This is a genomic window from Priestia sp. VA7, from assembly GCF_055710015.1.
The window spans coordinates 240176-260881 of sequence record NZ_JBVQPN010000001.1 but is presented as its reverse complement, the minus strand read 5'-3'; the positions used below and the strand labels follow the sequence as shown (position 1 = coordinate 260881).

Genomic DNA, 20706 nt, shown 5'->3' with positions numbered 1-20706 from the left:
TTACTCTGAGCTTACTATTAGGATTAAAAGACGAGCCGTTTCTTATTCGATGAATTGTTTATAAACTCTTTACATGTCATGTAGGTTTTGTAAGTGCTGGTAAATCACTCGATAAAAATGTGTACGCTGTGACCATTCTTCTACTGATTGCTGCATTAACCTTTGGCGATTTGCCCATGATAAAGCAGAGACATTTATATTCCAGTTTCTCATCAGCATCGATGGAAATAGTAAAGAAGCAAGAAAAAAACGCTGCTTGCTTAATTCTTTTATTTTCGAGTGTTGAAGTAGTTCTTTCATCGACCACTGGACGTAAGGCAAAAAGCGCTGCACAAGCTGAACATAGTCATAAAGAGCAGGAGCTTTAGCCGATAAGTCAAAATCAATCATAACAATACCCAAGTGGTTTGTTTTCAAGAAATTATGTGAAGCAACGTCACCGTGAATAATGGAACAATTCAACCCACTATCTTTGAAACGTTCCATTAAGACTAAAGCTTTTTCTCCCCAAGTCACAATGTCTTTATATACATGAAATTGATTAAATTCCCTGAATATATGTGAGGTTTCTCGAAAAGAGGAAAGCCGCTTTTTCCATTTTAAAATAAGGTCATACTCAGAAAGCTTTGTATACGCGGCTAGTTTCTTTTTATGAACTTCTCCATGATAGCGGATCAATGTTTGTAATACTTCTTCCCGATCCTGAAAACTTTCATACGTTACCTCTTTTACTTGCTTAACAAAAGGCATCATCGCCCAGTACAAATGACGGTCCTTTATATAAAGTTCACCTTCTGGGTAAGCTTCGAAATTAACAGCATACCCTTGTTGAATCTGAGATAAAAAATGATAAACATGTTCAATTTTACTTTTGTCTCTGTATGCTTTTATTACTTTTTTTCCTTTATTCGTATCCGCTATGATGACATGAGGCTTTTTCATACGATAGGTCTCAACGTGAATATCTCTTTTTTTCAAATAGAGAAAGAGACGATTTAAATTAAAATCGTCTCGTGTATAATAATCAATCTTCATCTTCGTCGTACTCATCGTATTCTGGAATACTAAATGCATTTGGATCAAACGCAGGATACGGAGGTACACCAATCATGCCATATGGGGCTGGATAGGGTGCCCTTGGGTCCTGAAAGCCATAAGGTACCTGCTGTTGGTACTGTGGATAAGGCTGCTGTGGTGAATAGTCGTCAGGTCTTGGTTCACCGCATCCGCAGTCTCCTTGCTGCTGTGGCGCATATTGCTGCCCATAATGGTAAGGCGCGTTTCCAAAACCATCGGACGAACTTTCATAATGGCCACCTGTCATAGCTCCTTGTACTTGTGGATACATCGGTGCTTGATGATAGGCCGGATAAACGGGCTGCTGATATCCCCATGGAGGCGGACAAGGAGAACATTGTACCGGTCCATAGCAGCTGTGTGGCATCATTGGATACATTGGCATCGGTGCCATGTGAGCGCCCATCGCATGTTCTTCAAACGATTCGTGTTCATAACCGTGATGATACATTGGAGCCTGTTGATACATTGGCATTGGATATGGTTGCGGTGCATACATTGGCGGATGACACGGCATATAATTAAATCCGCAGCCTGGCATCACAGGCGATATCGGCATGATTGGGTAACATGGCATTTGAGGAGGCATTTCTATACTCTCCATCTCAGGACTTTCTGGCGATTCATGCTTAGGCAGTTCTTTTGGTGCTTCTTTTTTTGGAGCCTGCATCGCCATATTAACGGTGTAATAATTGTTAATATCAATCTCAGGTGCAATTGGCTTTAATTTAGGAAGCTTTGGCGCAACTGGCATTTCTTTTTTAGGCTGCACAATTGGTGCTTCTTTTTTAGGCTGTGCGACCGGTGCTTCTTTCTTTGGCTGCGCAATCGGCGCTTCCTTTTTCGGTTGAGCAATCGGTGCTTCTTTCTTTGGCTGCGCAATTGGTGCTTCTTTTATCGGTTGCATAAACGGTGTTTGAGCAGGCTGATTAGCTGACTTTTTCTCATCCGGACTTTCATCAATTTCCGTTACTGGATAAGCTTTTGTGGATTGGTCACTATAAGGGTGTTGAACTTTAGGCATTTCTTTTATACCAGGTGAAGGAGCTCCTTCTTTTTGAACAGGCACTCCGCTTGTCGGCACTTTAATTTTCATTCCAGGCATGATCATGTCTGGATTGCTTAATTGAGAATTCGCTTTTTTTAACTCTTCAAAATTAACCCCATACTTTTCAGCGATTTTCCAAAGGGTATCCCCTTTTTGAACGATATGGATTTTCAACGTCATTCCCCTCCCGAGTAGAGTCTCTGCCATCTATATGTGCAAAATCAAAGTAAGTTCTGTTTGTTCATCACAAGATATGCCTTGAACCATTTTTTTATTCATTTTGCCCACAGTTTGGTTCAAGTTTTTATGATAAAGAAAAAAAGACTTATCAACACAAACAATATGTCAATAAGTCTTCTTTTAGACCTTCTCTTTTTAATTGTCTTAAAAATCTTTATGCTCGTTCTAACATATTCGTTAGCGCTTTGATCGCTCCTTGTGCTGTATGTTTATCCACTTTGATTTGATTCACTTCTGTTCCTTCTTCTATGCTTTCTAAAGCCCACAGCAAGTGAGGCAAATCAATTCGGTTCATCGTCAAACAAGGACACATATAGGGATTAAGCGAAACAATTTCTTTATCCGGATGACTGTTGATAATCCGTTTCACTAAGTTCATTTCCGTGCCAATAGCCCATTTAGAGCCTGAAGGAGCTTTTTCAATTGTATCAATAATATATTTTGTAGAACCTGCATAATCTGATTTTTGCACCACTTCATAAGAACACTCCGGATGAACAATAATATTCATCTCAGGCTGCTTCTCGCGTAAATAATCAATATTTTTAACCGTGAAATTTTCGTGCACAGAACAGTGACCTTTCCATAGAATCACCTTGATGTTGTTTATATCCCCTTCATATTCAAGTATTTCTTCAATAGGATTCCAAATAGCCATTTCATCTAGTCCAACACCTAAATCATAAGCAGTGTTTCTGCCTAAATGCTGATCTGGCAAAAAGAGAATGCGCTCTTTTTTAGAAAATGCCCACTCCACCATATTTTTTGCATTTGAAGATGTTACTGTTGCTCCATCATGTTCACCTACAAAAGATTTAATTGCAGCTGTAGAGTTCACATACGTAAGCGGAATAATCGTATCTCCGAAAAGATCCTGTAAGACAGGCCATGCCTTTTCTGTTTGCTGAATAGTAGCCATATCAGCCATTGAACAGCCAGCTCGCATATCGGGTAAAATGACTTTTTGATTTTCAGCTGTTAAAATATCAGCTGTTTCTGCCATGAAGTGAACGCCGCAAAACACAATATGCTCAGCTTCTCTATTTTCAGCTGCTATTTGAGCCAGCTGCAAGGAGTCTCCTACCGCATCTGCAAATTCGTACACTTCATCTTTTTGATAGTGGTGGCCGAGCAGAAACAATTTGCTTCCGAGCTTTTTCTTTATTTCTAGTACTCTTCTTTTCATTTCATTTTCTGTGAGCTCCGTATATTTAGCGGGCAGCGTTTGCTGCTGAAGCGTTTGTAATAAACTCATGATTTCCTGTTCCCCTTTCTGTTAATAAGTCCAAGCTGATATCGATAGACCCTGCTGAATGCGTTAAAGCTCCAAGTGAAATATAGTCCACTCCGCTGTCTCTAAAAGAATGGAGCGTGCCAAGCGTGATTCCACCAGATGCTTCTGTGACAATATGAGTGGGAACCAGTGGTATCCAACCTTTAATGACTTCTGGAGAACAGTTATCGAACATAATAACATCTGCTCCTGCCTCTATTGCTTCTAGCAATTGACTTTTGTTTTCAATTTCCACTTCCACCTTAACCATATGTCCAACCTGCTCTCTTACTTTCACAACAGCGTCTAGAATAGATCCTGCATGTGCAATATGGTTATCTTTTAACATGACGCCATCGTACAATCCAAAACGATGATTATAACCTCCTCCAGCACGAACGGCATACTTCTCTAACATTCGCATACCAGGCGTTGTTTTTCGCGTGTCACATATACGCGTATGTGAGCTGCCAAGCAGCGCTACGGCTTTGTGCGTCATCGTGGCAATGCCACTCATTCTTTGAAGTAAGTTTAAGATTACCCGTTCACCGGTCAAAATAGATCGCACGGATCCTGAAACAGTAGCTATTTTATCTCCAGGCTTAAGAACATCTCCATCTTTTTTCTCGAAATTCACTTTCACGTTAGGATCTATTAAATGAAATCCTTCTTTAATCAATTCCACTCCTGCAATAATACCTGATTGCTTTGCCGTGAACACAGCCTTCCCTTGGTCAGACGGAGAAAAAATAGCTTCACAGGTTATATCTCCATCTCCAATGTCCTCTATAAAAAAAGACTGCAATAGTTTTTGTAATTTCAACGTGTTCATTGTGCTACCTTCACCTTTCTTTTTAAATTTCCTTGCTTATAAAATCAATGATTGTTTTGTTGAAATAGCAGACTGCTTAATAATTCGCTTATGCTCCCATTCTTGCTTTTCATACGGAAAGTCACTTCGGTAATGACCTCCTCTACTTTCTTTTCTTGCAAGAGAGGACTCAGCAATAAGCAGACCTGCAGTTAGCATATTGCAGATGGTCGCTGCTTCCCTCGAATATATAACTTCTTGGTCAAGAGGTATTCCATCCAGATGATTTGTGAATTCATGCACAATAGTAGCCAATTCGTTTTCATGACGAATGATGCCTACACAATCCATCATCTTATGCTGAATTTGTTTTGTGGCAGGCAGTATTTTAGGCATGCCTTTATACACGTAACGGACGGGGGGATAACGAGATATCGTTCTCGCTTTATGTAAAATATGACGCCCTGTCCGTTTTCCAAATACAAGACACTCTAACAATGAATTGCTTGCTAGACGATTTGCTCCATGAACGCCTGTAAAAGAAACTTCCCCCACGGCATACAATCCTTCAACGCTTGTTTGTCCATAACCATCTACTTCAATTCCACCCATTAAAAAATGTGCGCCGGGAGTAACAGGTATTCGTTTTTTGTCCAGTCGAATTTTATACTTCCGACACAGTGCCGTAATCGTAGGAAATTTTTGTTGGAAATGAGCCACTTTTTCAATGTCTAAAAATACGGATCTTCCTTTTTTCATTTCATTAAAAATTGTCCTTGCTACAACATCTCGCGGTGCTAAATCCTTAAAGGGATGAACTCCTTCCATGATGCGTTCATTCCATTCATTTACCAGTACGCCACCTTCGCCCCGAACCGCTTCGGATACTAGACCTTTCGCTTCCTTTTGATACAAAAGCGTCGGATGAAACTGAACAAATTCTAAGTCCGCTAATTTTGCTCCAGCCCTGTACGCAAGCGCTAGCCCATCTCCTGTCGCCAGCGGCTGGTTAGATGTATGCTTGTACAAAGCGCCGATTCCTCCGGTAGCAATAATCGTTTGACGAGCATGATATATAGTAATTTTGTTGTTTTCACCTTGTCCGATAGCACCTCTGCACGTTCCATCTACAGTTATTAAATGCTGAATCATTTCGTTTTCAATGACTGTAATATATGGCAGTACTGCTTTTTTCAAAAAAGCGAACAGCGCTTGTCCTGTTGCATCCCCACCTGCATGCAGAATACGATTCGTACGATGGGCTCCTTCTTTTCCAAAATGCAGCGTACCATCTGGATTTTTATCAAACTTCATTCCTTTATGAATCAATTCATTTACTACAGCCGCACCTTCTTCCACTAAAGTGCGTACCGCTTGTTCATTGCAATGCTTATTGCCCGCAACCAACGTATCATAGAGATGTTCACTCCAGTGATCGCTGCTTCCAATAGCAGCTGCTACTCCGCCTTGAGCAAGAACTGAGTTATTGCGGTCAAGTTTCCCTTTCGTTACCATTACAACTCTGTTATGACGACACAGTTCATAAGCTGCAGAAAACGCTGCTAATCCGCTTCCAATAATTAAAACATCCGTCTCTAACATTTCACACCTCTTTATTTACATGTGTCTTGACACCTATATTTACATATTATTAAATGAAAGACAAGAAGTTTTTTTATCGGAGGGAGAAAATGATTTATCTGGACTATGCAGCGACAACGCCAATGAGACAAGAAGCAATTGAGGTATATACTGAAGCGGCAACAAGCTATTATGGAAACTCCAGCAGTCTTCACACACTTGGAACACAAGCAGAAAATTTACTGACTCTATGCAGAAAAAAATTAAGCCTGTTAGTAAATTGTCGAGAGGATGATCTTTTTTTTACAAGCGGGGGAACAGAAGCTAATTACTTAGCTATTCGTTCTCTTTTAAAAGGAAAAAATGATGAAAGAAAACATATAGTGACAACGAAGCTTGAACATTCTTCGGTGCTTCATACGTTGCAGCAGCTTGAAAAAGAAGGATTTTCCCTATCTTACGTATCTGTAGATCAAAACGGAGTTGTGTCTGTAGACGACTTAAAGAAGACGATTCGACCTGACACTGTGCTAGTAGCCATTCAGCATATCAATCATGAGCTCGGTACAATTCAGCCAGTTGAGGATATTGGCCATTTTTTATCTAAAAAAGAAATTCTCTTTCACTGTGATTGTGTTCAATCTTTTGGTAAGCTTCCTATTGATGTTAAAAAGCTGAAAGCTGATAGCATCTCAGTCTCTAGTCATAAAATTTACGGACCAAAAGGTGTAGGAATGGTATACATGAATTCAAGTTCTTCTTGGAAGCCTATTTACCATAAAGCAACTCATGAAAAAGGCTTTCGCCCTGGGACTGTAAATACAACGGGCATTGCTGCCTTTACTGCAGCAGCTGAATGCGCATATGCAGAAATGAAGACCGCCCGAAGCCATTATGAGCGCTTAAAATCGTACTTACTGGAAAACCTAGAGCCTCTTACTCCTTTTATAGAAGTAGAAGGCCTTGGGAACTCTCATTTTCCTGGAATTATGGGACTGACGTTTTCAAACATACAGGGTCAATATGTTATGTTACAATGTAATCGTCACGGAATTGCTATCTCTACGGGAAGTGCCTGTCATGTAAATCAGCAGGAACCATTAGCTTCTCTGCTTGCGATTGGCAAATCGACTGCGAATGCTAAGAATTTTGTCCGTATTTCATTCAGTCAACATTCAACGTTTAAGCATATTGATCGACTCATATCCGTTTTTCATTTATTACAGCAAGAATTTATGACAGTGTAAAAGGAGGGATTAAAGGTGCCAGGAACTCAAAAGAAAATTCTTGGAGAAGAAAGAAGAGAACTTATTCTACAATGGTTAAAAACAGAGAATAAACCAATGACAGGCAGTGAGCTTTCGAAACGAACGAACGTTAGCCGCCAAGTCATTGTACAAGATATTTCGCTGCTTAAAGCTAAAAATGAGCCCATTATCGCAACGAGCCAAGGATATATTTACATTCAAAATCCATCTCAAACTACCGTGCATCAGCGAATTATTGCTTGTCAGCATACGCCAGAAGATGCTGAAAAGGAGCTTCTCCTGCTTGTTGACCACGGCGTTCTCGTAAAAGATGTAACCGTTGAACACCCTGTGTATGGTGAATTGACGGCTTCCGTTATGATTCAAACCCGAAAAGAAGTAGAAACGTTTATAGAAAAAATTCAAGAAACAAACGCAACTTATTTATCTCAGCTAACAGATGGGATTCACCTTCATACGATTGAAGCAGATACAATTGAAAAACTGAATGCTGCCTGCTTAGCTCTTGAAGCAGAAGGCTATTTAGTTTCGAATGAATAAGAAGGTGTTATAACAAAAAAATCCCGCTTTAAAGCGGGATTTCTGTTTCAAGTAGTGTATGGGGATAGCTTCCTAAAAGCTCTACGCTACAGCCTAGTGCCTCAAGTTCAGCCATAGCCCCAGGGATTAATACTTCATCCATTTTTTGTTCAATATCAACGATAAAGAAATAGTTTCCAAGCCCTGTTTTCATAGGACGGGATTCAATTTTAGACAGATTTAGCTTACGCCAGGAGAAGGCTGAAAGCACTTGATGCAGCGCTCCTGCCTGATCAGATGGAAGTGTAATCATTAACGTTGTCTTGCACCCGTTTCCAGCTAAAAATGGCACCTCTTGCGCTCCATCTTTATGCAAAATAACAAACCTTGTTGTATTATGATCATAATCATGAATGTTCGGGCAGGCAATATGTAATCCATATTCATGGGCTGCTAACCCATTCGCAATAGCTCCAATATTAAGCTCAGGGTGTTCGCTTACATACTTAGCAGCAAACGCCGTTGATGTCATCTCTTCTACTGCAGTTGACGTACATTCTCCGTGTAAAAATTTATGACACTGCGCAATTGCATGAGGATGAGAATAAATCGTTTCAATGTTTTTCCACTGTTCTGCACGAGATGGATGAACCATTAAATGCTGACGAATCGGAAGCACAATTTCCCCAACAATCGGCAGACGACGTTCATGAATAAGATAATCAAGTGTTAAATTTACAGATCCTTCAAGTGCATTTTCTAACGGTACAATTCCATACTCAATTTCTCCGTTATCCACTGCATCAATGCATGCTGGAATTGTCTTGTATGGAATATGGTCGTGCTGTTTAAATACGCCTTGGACGGCTACATGTGTAAATGTTGCCTTTGGTCCTAAATATCCTACTTTCCCCACAATCATGCCTCTCCTTATCTATATCTGTTTGCCATTATGCCCCTGAACCAAGCACGTCCACTTTATCTACAAACTCTAAGCTTTTCAGTCTTCGCAGCATTTCATTTAATTCAACATTCATGCTTGCTGTATCTAATGAAAGAGTTACGTTGGCACGCCCTTGTAAAGGGATGGTTTGGTGAATCGTTAACACATTGCATCCCGATGATGCAACGGTGCTCAATAAATGCGATAAAGTTCCTGATCGATCTTCAATATGAAAAAATAGTGAAATAATTCGCTGTTTGACAACCGTCTGAAACGGAAAGACCGTGTCGCGGTACTTATAAAAAGCACTGCGACTCAAGTCTACGGCTTGTACAGCATCTGCTACCGATTCAGCTTTTCCCCGTTCAATTAACAGCTTCGCATCCAATGTTTTTTTCATCGCTTCTGGTAATACATCTTCGCGAACTAAATAAAACTGCTTATCGCTCTTATGCAAGTAAAGCCCCTCCCCTTATCCTATGAACAACAATTAGTCAATAAATTCAAATTCATATTCAAACAGCTTTACAATATCGCCATCTTTTGCTCCTCGTTCACGAAGGGCTTCATCGACGCCCATGCCTCGAAGCTGACGCGCAAATCGACGAACGGATTCTTCACGTGAGAAGTCGGTCATCTTGAATAATTTTTCGATTTTTTCACCGCTTAATACGTATGAGCCATCGCTATCACGCGTAATAACAAATTCCACTTCTTTCTTTTCATGCTTGTACAGTACGCGGTGCATAGATAGATCTTCCTCTTCTTGCATTGGGAATTCCGGCGTAGTTTCTACAAGATCAGCTACTGTAAATAACAGTTCGCGGATTCCATTACGCGTTGCTGCAGAAATTGGAAAGACTTTCACTTCGTCTCCTACTTTTTCTTTGAATGCAGCTAGATTCTCTTCAGCTTGCGGGATATCCATTTTATTTGCTACCACTACTTGCGGACGTTCTGTTAAACGCATATTATATTGACGCAGCTCTTCATTAATGGTTAAGTAATCTTCATATGGATCACGGCCTTCTAAACCTGACATATCGATTACATGGACAATAACGCGGGTACGTTCAATGTGACGTAAAAACTGATGACCTAATCCTACACCTTCATGTGCACCTTCGATTAGCCCTGGTAAATCTGCCATCACAAAACTGCGGTTATCTTCTGTTTCAACTACTCCTAAATTCGGATTAATTGTTGTAAAATGATATTCAGCAATTTTTGGCTTTGCAGCAGACGTCACGGATAATAACGTTGACTTTCCAACACTTGGAAAACCAACTAATCCTACATCGGCTAATACTTTTAATTCAAGAATTACATTTCTCTCTTTACCTGGCTCTCCATTTTCTGAAAGCTCCGGTGCTGGATTTGCAGGTGTAGCAAAACGCGTATTCCCACGCCCTCCGCGTCCACCTTTAGCAATCACTGCACGCTGGCCGTGCTCAACTAAATCAGCAATCGTTTCGTTCGTATCTTCATCTAACACAACCGTACCTGGTGGAACTTTTACAACCATCGGCTCAGCGTTACGTCCGTGCTGTCCTTTTGACATTCCATGTTCACCGCGGCTTGCTTTAAAGTGACGCTTATAGCGGAAATCCATCAGCGTACGCAATCCTTCTTCTACTTCAAAGATGACATCTGCACCGTGACCACCGTCACCACCTGCAGGACCTCCTTTTGGTACGTACTTTTCGCGACGAAAGGCAACCATTCCATTTCCTCCGTCGCCACCTTTTACATATACCTTGACCTGATCTACAAACATTTCTTTTTCACTCCGTTCTATATCTTAGCTCCTGCAATAGCAAAAGCGCTGTTAACTTATTGTGAGCATAAGGCTAAATTCATCTTCAGACATATGCTGTTGAACCAATGCAACTCCTTGAGCGCACTCATAACATTGTAGCTTGTTTTGTAGCTTCTGTATATCTGTTAGTATTCCACTAAAGTCAAAAAAGAAACGAATTCCCTGTTCTTCAATGCATACTGAAATACTCAAATAGTTTTCTGCATGATAATCAACATATTTTTCGAGTGCTTCTGTCAAATAGCAACACCAGTTGTATACGAACTCATCGTATTGTGATAAATCCTTCAATTCTCCCAGCACTTCCACATCTAAGCGAACAGCATGGTTATTCCAATGATAGGTCATAACAAAGCCCGCAAACAGTCGCATATTGATGTTTGTTAACTTGGATTCATGTTTGGATTCATTTACAATTTCTTCAATGATTTCATTCGCTCGATCAAGCCGATTCAACGCTAGATTGCCTTTGATTAATTGCAGCTTATTTAACCAATCATGCCGCGCGTATCTTAATACTTCTACGACATCCCATTCTTTTTCCATCTTAGCACTCCTAACTTTGACTCGAGCATAAGTATTTCACAACGCTGACAAACATCTCGTATCAATCTTCTTAGATATGTTCGATTATAACAAATTCCAATGGGTAATAGGTGAAATATTCTACAAAAAGAAAACTCTAACCTACTTGGGTTAGAGTTTTCTTTTTGTATCTTATGCTTCTTGAGCAACAGGGTATACAGATACTTTTTTACGGTCACGACCGAAACGTTCAAATTTAACGATACCGTCGATTTGAGCGAATAAAGTATCATCTCCACCACGACCTACGTTTGCACCTGGGTAAATTTTAGTACCGCGTTGACGGTATAAAATTGAACCACCAGATACGAATTGGCCATCAGCACGTTTAGCACCAAGACGTTTCGAGATTGAATCACGACCGTTTTTAGTACTACCTACTCCTTTTTTAGAAGCGAAGAATTGAAGGTCTAATCTTACTAACATGACATCCACCTCCTGTTTAGTTGTCGTTAATTTTTATATAATTACTGTAATCTAATTCGATCGTTTTCAGTGAAACAACCATACCTTCTAATAGCAATTGAATCTGTTCCAATGTGAACGAATCCACATCTTTTGGGATCTCACAACGGAGATACCCACCATCTCCACCTTGCTCTAAGTGCGGTTCAACCCCACTTATTGAAAAGATAGCATTAATTGTCCCAAATGAAACTGCAGATGCTCCCGCACAAACAAGATCTTTTCCGTGTTCGGAAAAGTCAGCATGTCCACTCATCGTGAACCCGTCAACTTTCTTATTTGCATCACGAGAAATCGTCACCTTAATCATTTGTTATAATTACGCGTTGATAGCGTCGATTACAACTTTTGTGTAAGGTTGACGGTGACCTTGCTTACGACGATAGTTTTTCTTTGCTTTGTATTTAAATACAGTGATCTTTTTAGCGCGACCTTGTTTTTCAACTTTAGCCGTAACTGTTGCACCTTCTACGAAAGGAACACCAACTTTCACGCTGTCGCCACCTACAAATAATACTTTGTCAAAAGTAACTGTTTCGCCTTGTTCACCAGCAAGTTTTTCAACGTAGATTGCTTGACCAGCCTCTACTTTAATTTGCTTACCACCAGTTTCAATAATTGCGTACATTCTCTGCACCTCCTCTAAAAACTAAGACTCGCCATCACAGGTGTTCAAGTGAACTTAAAACCTGTTCTGAGCGGTTGTAGCACGGGTGCTACAAACCAACATATTAAATCTTACTACAAATCAAAGGTTAGTGTCAATTGGAATTCATGTTTTCTTCTAAAATTTTATATAGAAGCAGAGACCCTTTTTTGAATCTGCTCATTCGACCCCAATTGACGCAAAACAAATGCGTTTGTATAATCATCGCTTGGCGTAAGATATACGGTTTTTTTTACCATTTTCTCTAGAGCGTTGAGAAATCCTTGCGCCTTCATTTCATTTATAACATCACTTCGCGTCTCAATCCAAATAGCCTCTTCTTCCGCGCCTCGATGTTCCCAAATTACACGTTCAATTTGAAAAGCAGCCGTTTTGGAATCAATCATTTTACCGGTTCCTTCACACACTTCACAAGGCATAGTTAATGTTGATCCAATACTATTGCGCACTTTCTTCCTCGTTAATTGCAATATGCCGAGCTCTGTAAAGCCAACTACATTCGTCCGCACTTCATCTTGTTCACATAGCTTTTTCATGTATCTTTCTACTTCTGTCCGATCTTCTTTGTGAGGCATATTTATAAAATCAATTAAGATCATGCCGCCTAAGTGACGTAATTGCATCTGTTTGGACAGTTCATACGCAGCTTCCATATTTGTTTGAAGCATTGTCTTTCGAATATTATCTTTTCCTGAAAACTTCCCCGTGTTCACGTCCACGACCGTCATCGCTTCCGTTTCGTCAATAACGATATAGCCTCCGCTTTTGAGCCATACGATTCGCTTTAAAAGCTTCTCTATTTGCCGTTCCACATCGTAAAAAGAGAAAATATTTTCATTTCCTTTATAGTACTCTATTGACGAGTTAGGATAGGTAGTTTGAAGGTGCTGATATAGGTCGAAGTCATCTACTACTATCCCATCAATTCCTTGTTGAAGTGCAGCTTGCACTCTTGTTTCAAGAAAATCTTGTCCTTTGCTGACTAGGGTAGGAGCTTTCATTCCCTGTGTCTGTCGTTCAAGGCGCTCATATTTTTCCTGTAGCTCTTTTATTTTATGTTGGACCGCGGCTTCTGATTTTTCTGCAATCGCTGTTCGAAATAAAAAGCCTTCCATCCCTTGTTTTAACCGCTCACCAAGCTGTTTCCACTGTTGTCGTTTTGGCTCGGCTATTTTTTTGGATACAGCGACATAGTTTCCGTGCGGTAAATATACAAGCTCATCAGAAGAAAATTCAATGATACCCGTCAGCTTGGGCCCTTTTGTCCCAATGCCTTCTTTTACAACTTGAACCAATACTTTTTCTCCTTCACGAATAAAAGCAGACATCGGCTGCTGATCTTTGTGAGGATTCTCTGACTGCTGATAGGATACAAGTTCATTTCGATGAATAAATCCGTTCATTGATAAACCGATATCAATAAAGGCTGCTTGCATATGCGGCAGTACTTTTACTACTTTACCCCAATATATATCACCAATAATTTGATTCTCGCTTTGTTCTTGTAAATAGATTTTTTCTAGTGCTTTATCGTTTATCACGGCTATACGTTTTGAAGAAGTAGCCGCGTTAATAATACATGCCTTCACATACATTGCCTCACTTTAATCTAAATTCATAGGAAAAAGTTCGGTCAGTGCAACCGAACTTTTTTCATTCTATTCTATGTTACTAGAAATCAGTAAACTGTTACAAGTTCGTCTAGTTGGCTATTTGTTCTTTTTTCTACGAAGTAAGCGTGTAAAAGTTCATTTTCATCAATTTGTACATGCTCGCCTGTTTGAGATGTAGCAATAATCATATGCTTACAACCTCTTTGGAATTTTTGCAGAACTTGATGGAGCGTCTCACTGGTTGATACACTTAGTGTTTTTAAAGCTCCAATTGGATGCTCTTTGCCATGATATCTCTCCAACAAAAAGCGCATGTAGACAAATTGCCTGCTCTTCCATTCCAAATATCCGGATATAATTAAAAATGAAATAACAATCCATAAGTGCAGCTGAAAAGGATGCATAATGACGGCATAAATAATACCGACAGCTAAAAAAAACGTTGATAACCGGAGCGCAAGCTTATGCGCTTCTAAAAATGGTAAAGACCGACTGCAAATTAAAAAAAGCAGCTTCCCTCCGTCCAATGGCCAAATGGGCAAAAGATTAAACAGGAAAATCACCGTGCATTGAAACATAAATTGCTCATACGTTTCGAAGGACAACACATTTATTTTCATTAATAAGAAAGCAGCTCCAAACATCCAGAGATGCTGAAGAGGTCCACTTATTGTCACAATAAACTCTTCTCGAAATGGACGATTCCCATGTTCATCTACTTCTGCTACTCCCCCAAAAGGTAAGAGCATAATTCTGCGAATCCGCCAAGAAAAACACTGAGCCGCTACGGCGTGGCCCAGTTCATGAATAATTACAATAATAAATAGCAAAAAAAGCTGCTTTACCGTAGCGGTTAAGATACCAATTACGAAAATCCCCCAAAACAATGGATGAATGTGAATTTTCATCAATAACGAAAAAGCACTATTCAAATTGAATCACCTGACTAGGATCAACAAACTTATCGCCTTTTTTAATAGCAAAATAGAATGTTCCAGCATCGCCTTTTTTACTGTTTTCCACAATTCCTACTTCTTTGCCTTTATTCACAAAATCATACATACTAACATTGATTTTTTTGAGCTGTCCATACCAAGTTTCGCTTCCATCGGCGTGTTGAATAATAACGGTATTCCCAGTATCATTACGCTTTCCTACATACCTTACGATACCTTCACTCATTGCTTCTACAACCGAATCCACTCCTGTTTGAACCGTCACGCCTTGCTTACTTTGAGCAAATGTTTCCGTTACTTTCCCTGAAGCTGGAGTAGCATATTCTCCGCTTACACTTTGCTCCGTTTTTCTAGACTCTTTATTCGGCAATAGCGTTAACGGCTTCCCAAACTTATCTTCATACCAGGAGGAAACAGCTGCAAACTGAAATTCTTTATCCATTGTTTGTTGAACCACTACTCTGGCCTGTTCAAAAGTAGGAGAAGCGTTCTTGAACATAATTCCTACAATTAACACTAAGCAGGCTGAAGCTAAAATTTTAAATAAAAAGCGTTCTTTTCGAAATAACGGGTGGTATTCCTTTGCTGATGGTGTGTATTCAACCGCAGAATAATCCATCGATCCATATTTTTCTTCTTCACTCATTAAGGACGTATGAAGAGGTTCTTGAGGAAGACGCTTCGTTGTATTTAATTGTTTTCGCTTACGCTCAGCAATTCGTTTACGGATTTCATCAGCACGTCGATTCATGATTCATCATTCTCCTTGTTCTTATCGTATAATCAACTATATGACTTGTCCGTGGAGCTTATGACAGCTTGACTCTACAAAATCAAACAAATAAAAAAAGCTTCCTCTATCGGAAGCTTTTTAAGAACGAACACCAAAGAATCGTTTAATACGTGCAAACATTCCCTTATCTTCTTCATCTAACGATTGAAGAGGAACCGTTTCACCTAGAATACGTCTTGCAATATTACGATATGCAATTGATGCTTTGCTTGATGGGTCCATGACAATTGGTTCACCGTTGTTAGAAGCACGAATAACATTTTCATCGTCAGCAACGATTCCAATTAAATCAACAGCCAGAAGCTGAGAAATTTCTTCCACGTCCAGCATGTCTCCATTTTTCATCATATGACTACGGATTCGGTTAATAACCAGTTTTGGAGACTCGATATCCTCTTGCTCCAATAATCCAATAATACGGTCAGCATCACGAACAGCTGAAACTTCCGGTGTTGTCACAACGAGTGCCTTATCAGCGCCAGCTACGGCGTTCTTATAGCCTTGTTCAATACCAGCTGGGCAATCAATAACCACATAGTCATAGTCTTGCTTTAACTGAAGAACTAACTCTCGCATTTGTTCTGGTTGAACAGCTGTTTTGTCACTCGTTTGAGCAGCAGGAAGTAAGTACAAACATTCAAAACGCTTGTCCTTAATCAAGGCTTTTTGCGGTTGGCATCGACCTTCTACCACGTCTACAAGATCATAAATAATACGATTTTCAAGCCCCATTACAACATCCAAGTTGCGTAAGCCGATATCAGTGTCTACTAGACACACGCGCTTTCCAGCTAATGCTAGAGCAGTACCTAAATTGGCTGATGTCGTTGTTTTTCCAACTCCACCTTTACCAGACGTAACAACAATAGCCTCTCCCACTGTCAAATTCTCCTTTCTACCTTGGTCAAATTCGGTCTTAGATGCGGTAAAGTTTGCACGCGATCTATCACCATTTGATCATTATCATCTAAGTATGCACATTCCATTATATTCTCTTCCTTCTCACTGCGCTCTTCTTCTGATCGGGTAATGATATCAGCAATGCGCAGCTGTGAAGGTTTCATTAACGATGCAGCAATAACGGCGTTTTTATTGCCGCGATATCCTGCATGAGCAATCCCTTTTAAAGCACCTAATACAAATAAATTTCCTCCAGCTACAACGGTCCCTCCGGGATTTACGTCTCCGACTAGAAGCAAATCGCCTTCTACATGGAGAACCTGTCCTGAACGAACTACCTTTGTAACAGATACTAATTCACTTTCTTCTCTTACGCGGACTGCATCTTGCTTTAAAATAACGTTACTATCAATTTGTTTAACTACTAAATACTGATTTTCTTCTATGAGCGCCTTCAATTCGGTTTCCTGCTCTGTAGTTAAATAACGATTTCCGATTTTGACATACACTGTGACGATCTGATCGGCATCGCCATGCTTATTTGTCAAAAGCTTCGTCTTAAGTTCCGTCAAAAGCTCTGCAAATGAACATGTATCATTGAGATGCAACGTTAATCCATCTTTTGTTCCTTTAATTGTCACATTTTGTTGCTTTTGTTTATTCAAGACGCTCACCTCAACGAATATATAATTTCGACAGAGACTTACTCAATTCCTTTTTTTCGTTTCTTCAATCAGCATTTTTATCCTATCACGAACGAGAAGCGTAATATATGTTCCGATCAGCGTTCATCGATAAATTTAGCAAAATATTGAAAACATCTTTGAAGCGGAAATGCAAAAATGAGTGCAAATATGGCATTTAAAATGATGGTTGCGTAAAATCGCTCTTGCAAGAAGCGACCAATGGTCATATCAGATATATTAATAATGCTATTAATTCCATATACATAAAACTCAATAATGGCTACAGCTAATAGCGACATGCAGATTACGATAAGCGTATTTTGCTGAAAAATCTTCATTAGTTTTGATACGATATAGCATACGGCCGGTAATCCAAGCGCGTATACTCCTAAGACATCCGTAAAGGCAATATCGTACATGAATCCAAGGATTACCCCATATAGCATCGCTTGCTTTGGGTGATAATACACTGACATAAAAGCCAGTACCACTACAACAAAGTGAGGAGATAGAATCCAGTCTCGCCATGGTGATGCCATGGCGACAAAATTAACAAAGATACTTTCAAACATAAAAACGACAAGCACGAGAATAGGAAGGACAAACCGCTTCATCAGTTAGCCTCCTCCGCCCCTAAATCGTCTTCAGCAGCGGGCGCACTTCTTTTAGCTACAACTACGTTATCTAAGTCATACAAGTCAGCAGCAGGTTTGATATAAGCTTTTTTCGTTAATCCATATTCATCAGGCTCAATTTTTGTGATAACGCCAATTGGAAGATTGCTAGGGAAAATGCCGTCTTCTTGTCCTAGACCAGACGTTACTACTTTTTGCTTTTCTTTAATATCAGCATCAAATGGAATACGACGCATAACAAGCGCCTGTTCTTTATCATCATAGCCTTCAATTAAACCAAATACTTCTTTTTTAGCCTGAATTTTAGCAGATACACGGTTTGTACGATCTGATGAACTAATTAACTGCACAGTAGATGTGAACTTAGATGCATGCTTCACTTTACCAATCAGCCCTTCAGGAGTCATAACAGCCATATTTTCCTGCACATTATGAACCGTCCCTTTATCAATGGCAATTACCTCATGCCAACGGTCTGGATTACGAGCAATAACTGTTGCTTCGATTGGGTTGTATTGACTTAAATCCGTTTTTTTGTCGAGCTGTGCTCTTAATTTTTTATTTTCTTGCTGCAAAGCGTTGGCTTTCGTTTCTAATTGCATGCGTTCGTCTAAACGGGCTTTTAATACCTCGTTTTCTTCGTATGTACGCTTTAAGTCACCTACATTCTGAAAGAAACCCGCTACAAATTGTGCGGGTTCATTAAAGGTAGCCTGAACAAGACCAACCGTATCTTTGACAAACTGTTCAGGCCACGTTACATTTTTACGACCATTTAACGAAAAACCAATCAATGCCACTAATACAATAATACTGACTAATAAAATAACTAAACGTTTATTTAAGAAAAATTGTGGCACGATCTACACCTCTTAATATTTAGCGATATGAATCGCTTGTACGATTTTTAAATAAATCAATGTGTTCTAACGCTTTACCAGTTCCAATTGCAACACAGTCAAGCGGATCTTCTGCGATGACAACCGGCATATTTGTTTCTTCACTAATAACTTTATCTAAATTACGTAGCAATGCGCCACCGCCTGTTAATACAATACCGCGATCCATAATATCTGCCGCAAGTTCAGGTGGTGTTTTTTCTAATGTACTTTTTACTGAATCTACAATAGAAGCCACTGTATCTTTTAGCGCTTCTGCAATTTCTTCTGCTGAAATTTCGATTGTTTTCGGTAGACCTGTTAGTAAGTCACGTCCGCGAATTTCCATGTTTTCAATACCTTCTGGAATTCCGGCAGAACCGACTTCTACTTTTAATGCTTCTGACGTACGCTCACCGATCATTAAATTGTAATTCTTGCGAATATATTGAATAATCGCTTCATCCATCTCGTCCCCAGCGATACGGATTGACTGACATGTTACGATTCCTCCTAAAGAAATAATCGCAACTTCTGTTGTTCCTCCGCCAATATCTACTACCATACTTCCCGTTGGCTCCCAAACCGGTAGATTGGCGCCGATTGCTGCAGCAAACGGTTCTTCAATTGTATACGCATCGCGCGCGCCAGCCTGACGAGTCGCATCAATAACGGCACGTTTCTCAACAGCTGTAATGCCAGAAGGTACACAAACCATTACATACGGCTTACCCGCAAACAAACTTTTTGTTTTTTGAGCTTGATTGATGTAATATTTCATCATCGTCGCAGTTGTTTCGTAATCTGCAATAACTCCATCTTTCATTGGACGAAGGGCTACTACATTCCCAGGTGTACGACCAATCATATTTTTTGCATCGTTACCTACCGCAACGATTTGTTTTGTATCAGTTTGCAAAGCCACAACAGACGGCTCACGCACAACAATTCCTTTTCCTTTTACATAAACGAGCGTATTTGCAGTACCCAAATCTATTCCAAGGTCTCTAGTACCGATTCCAAACATGTGTCTCTTCCTTTCTCTTACCAAAATGCAAAGGTAAAAATTCCATAATTCAATTTCTTCATTTCATAAGTAACATTTTTTATTTTCTATACTTTTTTCATAGATGTCAACGCCAAATATTGTATGATAAAAAGTCATACTTTGTCTATTAATAACGAATGATTGTAAAGAACTTGTCATTTAAAATCATGACTACTATTATAACCCAAGGATTTTAAAAAGCATAGCCTTACATGTATCCTTTTTCTTTTAAACTAATATATTTTCGATCTCCGATAATTAAATGATCTAACAATTCAATTCCTATGATAAATCCGCACTCTTTTAAGCGCTTCGTTACCTCTATATCTTCTCTGCTGGGAGTAGGGTCGCCGGAGGGATGATTATGAATACAAATAAGGGATGCAGCTGAACGACGAAAGGCTTCTTTAAATACTTCTCTTGGATGGACAATAGATGAATTGAGGCTTCCGATAAAAATGGTTTGCTTGTGGAGAACTTGATTTTTCGTGTTGAGGTATAAACAGACGAAATGCTCTTGAGACAGCACGCGCATTTCTTCCATCACATAATTAGCTCCGTCTTCAGGGCCATGAATGGTATATCGCTGACTAGATTTCCGCTGTACAATCCTCTTACCTATTTCAATAGCCGCTATAATTTGAATTGCTTTTGCAGGTCCGATACCTTTAATATTCATCATTTCATCAAGCGATGCATGCTGCAAAAGTTGAAGACCTTCAAAATGCGTTAATATGCGATTGGACAGCTGAAGAACAGATTCATCTTTGGTTCCAGTGCGCAGCAAAATAGCAATAAGCTCGTGGTTAGAAAGACTAGAAGCACCCATTGACATAAGGCGCTCTCGAGGTCTTTCATCTTGAGGAAAATCTTTAATTAACAATGATTGATCCAATTTCGC

The 20706-nt window shown here is 39.7% G+C and carries 23 protein-coding genes and 1 other annotated feature; of the genes, 2 read left to right on the top strand and 21 right to left on the bottom strand.

Features of this window, described 5'->3' with window-relative positions; translation table 11 throughout:
- Positions 1-69: 69 nt before the first annotated feature.
- The 5 genes from AC0C45_RS01365 to nadB all read right to left on the bottom strand — a co-directional run bounded on the left by AC0C45_RS01365 (position 70) and on the right by nadB (position 6051).
- Positions 70-1035 carry a phosphotransferase gene (locus tag AC0C45_RS01365; RefSeq protein WP_230586505.1) on the bottom strand — a complete coding sequence of 322 codons (966 nt, stop codon included), beginning with the start codon at positions 1033-1035 and terminating at the stop codon, positions 70-72.
- A complete protein-coding gene (gene safA, locus AC0C45_RS01360; protein WP_047932158.1) occupies positions 1025-2305 on the bottom strand; it encodes a SafA/ExsA family spore coat assembly protein in 1281 nt (426 codons plus the stop codon). Before safA ends, AC0C45_RS01365 begins: the two co-directional genes overlap by 11 nt.
- A gap of 214 nt (positions 2306-2519) precedes the next feature.
- Positions 2520-3620 (bottom strand): quinolinate synthase NadA, encoded by a 1101-nt coding sequence (nadA, locus tag AC0C45_RS01355; RefSeq protein WP_026106706.1) that lies wholly within the window; start codon positions 3618-3620, stop codon positions 2520-2522.
- On the bottom strand, positions 3577-4470 hold the full coding sequence (gene nadC, locus AC0C45_RS01350) for a carboxylating nicotinate-nucleotide diphosphorylase (RefSeq protein ID WP_237893003.1): 894 nt from the start codon (positions 4468-4470) through the stop codon (positions 3577-3579). The genes nadA and nadC overlap by 44 nt, the downstream gene beginning before the upstream one ends.
- Before the next feature lie 36 nt (positions 4471-4506).
- A complete protein-coding gene (nadB, locus tag AC0C45_RS01345; protein WP_171776590.1) occupies positions 4507-6051 on the bottom strand; it encodes an L-aspartate oxidase in 1545 nt (514 codons plus the stop codon).
- A gap of 89 nt (positions 6052-6140) precedes the next feature.
- Between nadB and AC0C45_RS01340 the strand changes: the two genes are divergently transcribed.
- Together AC0C45_RS01340 and AC0C45_RS01335 are read left to right on the top strand one after the other, a co-directional pair.
- Positions 6141-7277, top strand: a complete 1137-nt coding sequence (locus AC0C45_RS01340; RefSeq protein WP_472927884.1) for an IscS subfamily cysteine desulfurase — start codon at positions 6141-6143, stop codon at positions 7275-7277.
- A gap of 15 nt (positions 7278-7292) precedes the next feature.
- Positions 7293-7838, top strand: a complete 546-nt coding sequence (locus AC0C45_RS01335) for a transcription repressor NadR (RefSeq protein ID WP_047932161.1) — start codon at positions 7293-7295, stop codon at positions 7836-7838.
- Positions 7839-7866: 28 nt separating this feature from the next.
- Here the strand turns inward: AC0C45_RS01335 and pheA are convergent, their stop codons facing one another.
- The 16 genes from pheA to radC all read right to left on the bottom strand — a co-directional run bounded on the left by pheA (position 7867) and on the right by radC (position 20700).
- The gene (pheA, locus tag AC0C45_RS01330) at positions 7867-8739 is read right to left on the bottom strand and encodes a prephenate dehydratase (RefSeq protein WP_028410569.1); all 873 of its coding nucleotides are present in this window, start codon (positions 8737-8739) and stop codon (positions 7867-7869) included.
- Between the two features lie 28 nt (positions 8740-8767).
- Complete coding sequence (locus AC0C45_RS01325) at positions 8768-9217, bottom strand: ACT domain-containing protein (protein ID WP_013059332.1); 450 nt, start codon at positions 9215-9217, stop codon at positions 8768-8770.
- A 33-nt stretch (positions 9218-9250) separates the two neighbouring features.
- Positions 9251-10537, bottom strand: coding sequence for a GTPase ObgE (obgE, locus tag AC0C45_RS01320; RefSeq protein WP_013085117.1), 1287 nt, complete (start codon positions 10535-10537; stop codon positions 9251-9253).
- A gap of 51 nt (positions 10538-10588) precedes the next feature.
- Entirely contained in the window at positions 10589-11125 is a 537-nt protein-coding gene (locus AC0C45_RS01315) for a Spo0B C-terminal domain-containing protein (RefSeq protein WP_047932163.1), read from the bottom strand.
- A 171-nt stretch (positions 11126-11296) separates the two neighbouring features.
- Positions 11297-11590: a 50S ribosomal protein L27 gene (gene rpmA / locus AC0C45_RS01310; RefSeq protein ID WP_013059335.1), complete on the bottom strand. Its 294-nt coding sequence runs from the start codon at positions 11588-11590 to the stop codon at positions 11297-11299.
- Between the two features lie 16 nt (positions 11591-11606).
- Positions 11607-11939, bottom strand: coding sequence for a ribosomal-processing cysteine protease Prp (locus tag AC0C45_RS01305; RefSeq protein ID WP_013059336.1), 333 nt, complete (start codon positions 11937-11939; stop codon positions 11607-11609).
- 9 nt (positions 11940-11948) lie between these two features.
- Positions 11949-12257 carry a 50S ribosomal protein L21 gene (gene rplU, locus AC0C45_RS01300; RefSeq protein WP_013059337.1) on the bottom strand — a complete coding sequence of 103 codons (309 nt, stop codon included), beginning with the start codon at positions 12255-12257 and terminating at the stop codon, positions 11949-11951.
- 14 nt (positions 12258-12271) lie between these two features.
- Positions 12272-12343 (bottom strand) — a sequence feature (ribosomal protein L21 leader region).
- Between the two features lie 78 nt (positions 12344-12421).
- On the bottom strand, positions 12422-13891 hold the full coding sequence (locus tag AC0C45_RS01295; protein WP_016765650.1) for an Rne/Rng family ribonuclease: 1470 nt from the start codon (positions 13889-13891) through the stop codon (positions 12422-12424).
- 83 nt (positions 13892-13974) lie between these two features.
- Positions 13975-14841 carry a M50 family metallopeptidase gene (locus tag AC0C45_RS01290; RefSeq protein WP_016765651.1) on the bottom strand — a complete coding sequence of 289 codons (867 nt, stop codon included), beginning with the start codon at positions 14839-14841 and terminating at the stop codon, positions 13975-13977.
- Positions 14834-15616, bottom strand: a complete 783-nt coding sequence (locus AC0C45_RS01285) for a M23 family metallopeptidase (protein WP_171776587.1) — start codon at positions 15614-15616, stop codon at positions 14834-14836. Before AC0C45_RS01285 ends, AC0C45_RS01290 begins: the two co-directional genes overlap by 8 nt.
- Positions 15617-15736: 120 nt before the next feature.
- Positions 15737-16537: a septum site-determining protein MinD gene (minD, locus tag AC0C45_RS01280; RefSeq protein WP_013059341.1), complete on the bottom strand. Its 801-nt coding sequence runs from the start codon at positions 16535-16537 to the stop codon at positions 15737-15739.
- A gap of 2 nt (positions 16538-16539) precedes the next feature.
- On the bottom strand, positions 16540-17223 hold the full coding sequence (gene minC / locus AC0C45_RS01275) for a septum site-determining protein MinC (RefSeq protein WP_472927883.1): 684 nt from the start codon (positions 17221-17223) through the stop codon (positions 16540-16542).
- Positions 17224-17339: 116 nt separating this feature from the next.
- A complete protein-coding gene (gene mreD / locus AC0C45_RS01270) occupies positions 17340-17858 on the bottom strand; it encodes a rod shape-determining protein MreD (protein ID WP_013059343.1) in 519 nt (172 codons plus the stop codon).
- Entirely contained in the window at positions 17858-18739 is an 882-nt protein-coding gene (gene mreC, locus AC0C45_RS01265) for a rod shape-determining protein MreC (RefSeq protein ID WP_013059344.1), read from the bottom strand. The genes mreD and mreC overlap by 1 nt, the downstream gene beginning before the upstream one ends.
- Positions 18740-18758: 19 nt before the next feature.
- Positions 18759-19784, bottom strand: a complete 1026-nt coding sequence (locus AC0C45_RS01260; RefSeq protein ID WP_013059345.1) for a rod shape-determining protein — start codon at positions 19782-19784, stop codon at positions 18759-18761.
- A gap of 229 nt (positions 19785-20013) precedes the next feature.
- Entirely contained in the window at positions 20014-20700 is a 687-nt protein-coding gene (radC, locus tag AC0C45_RS01255; protein WP_128819570.1) for a RadC family protein, read from the bottom strand.
- Positions 20701-20706 lie beyond the last annotated feature (6 nt).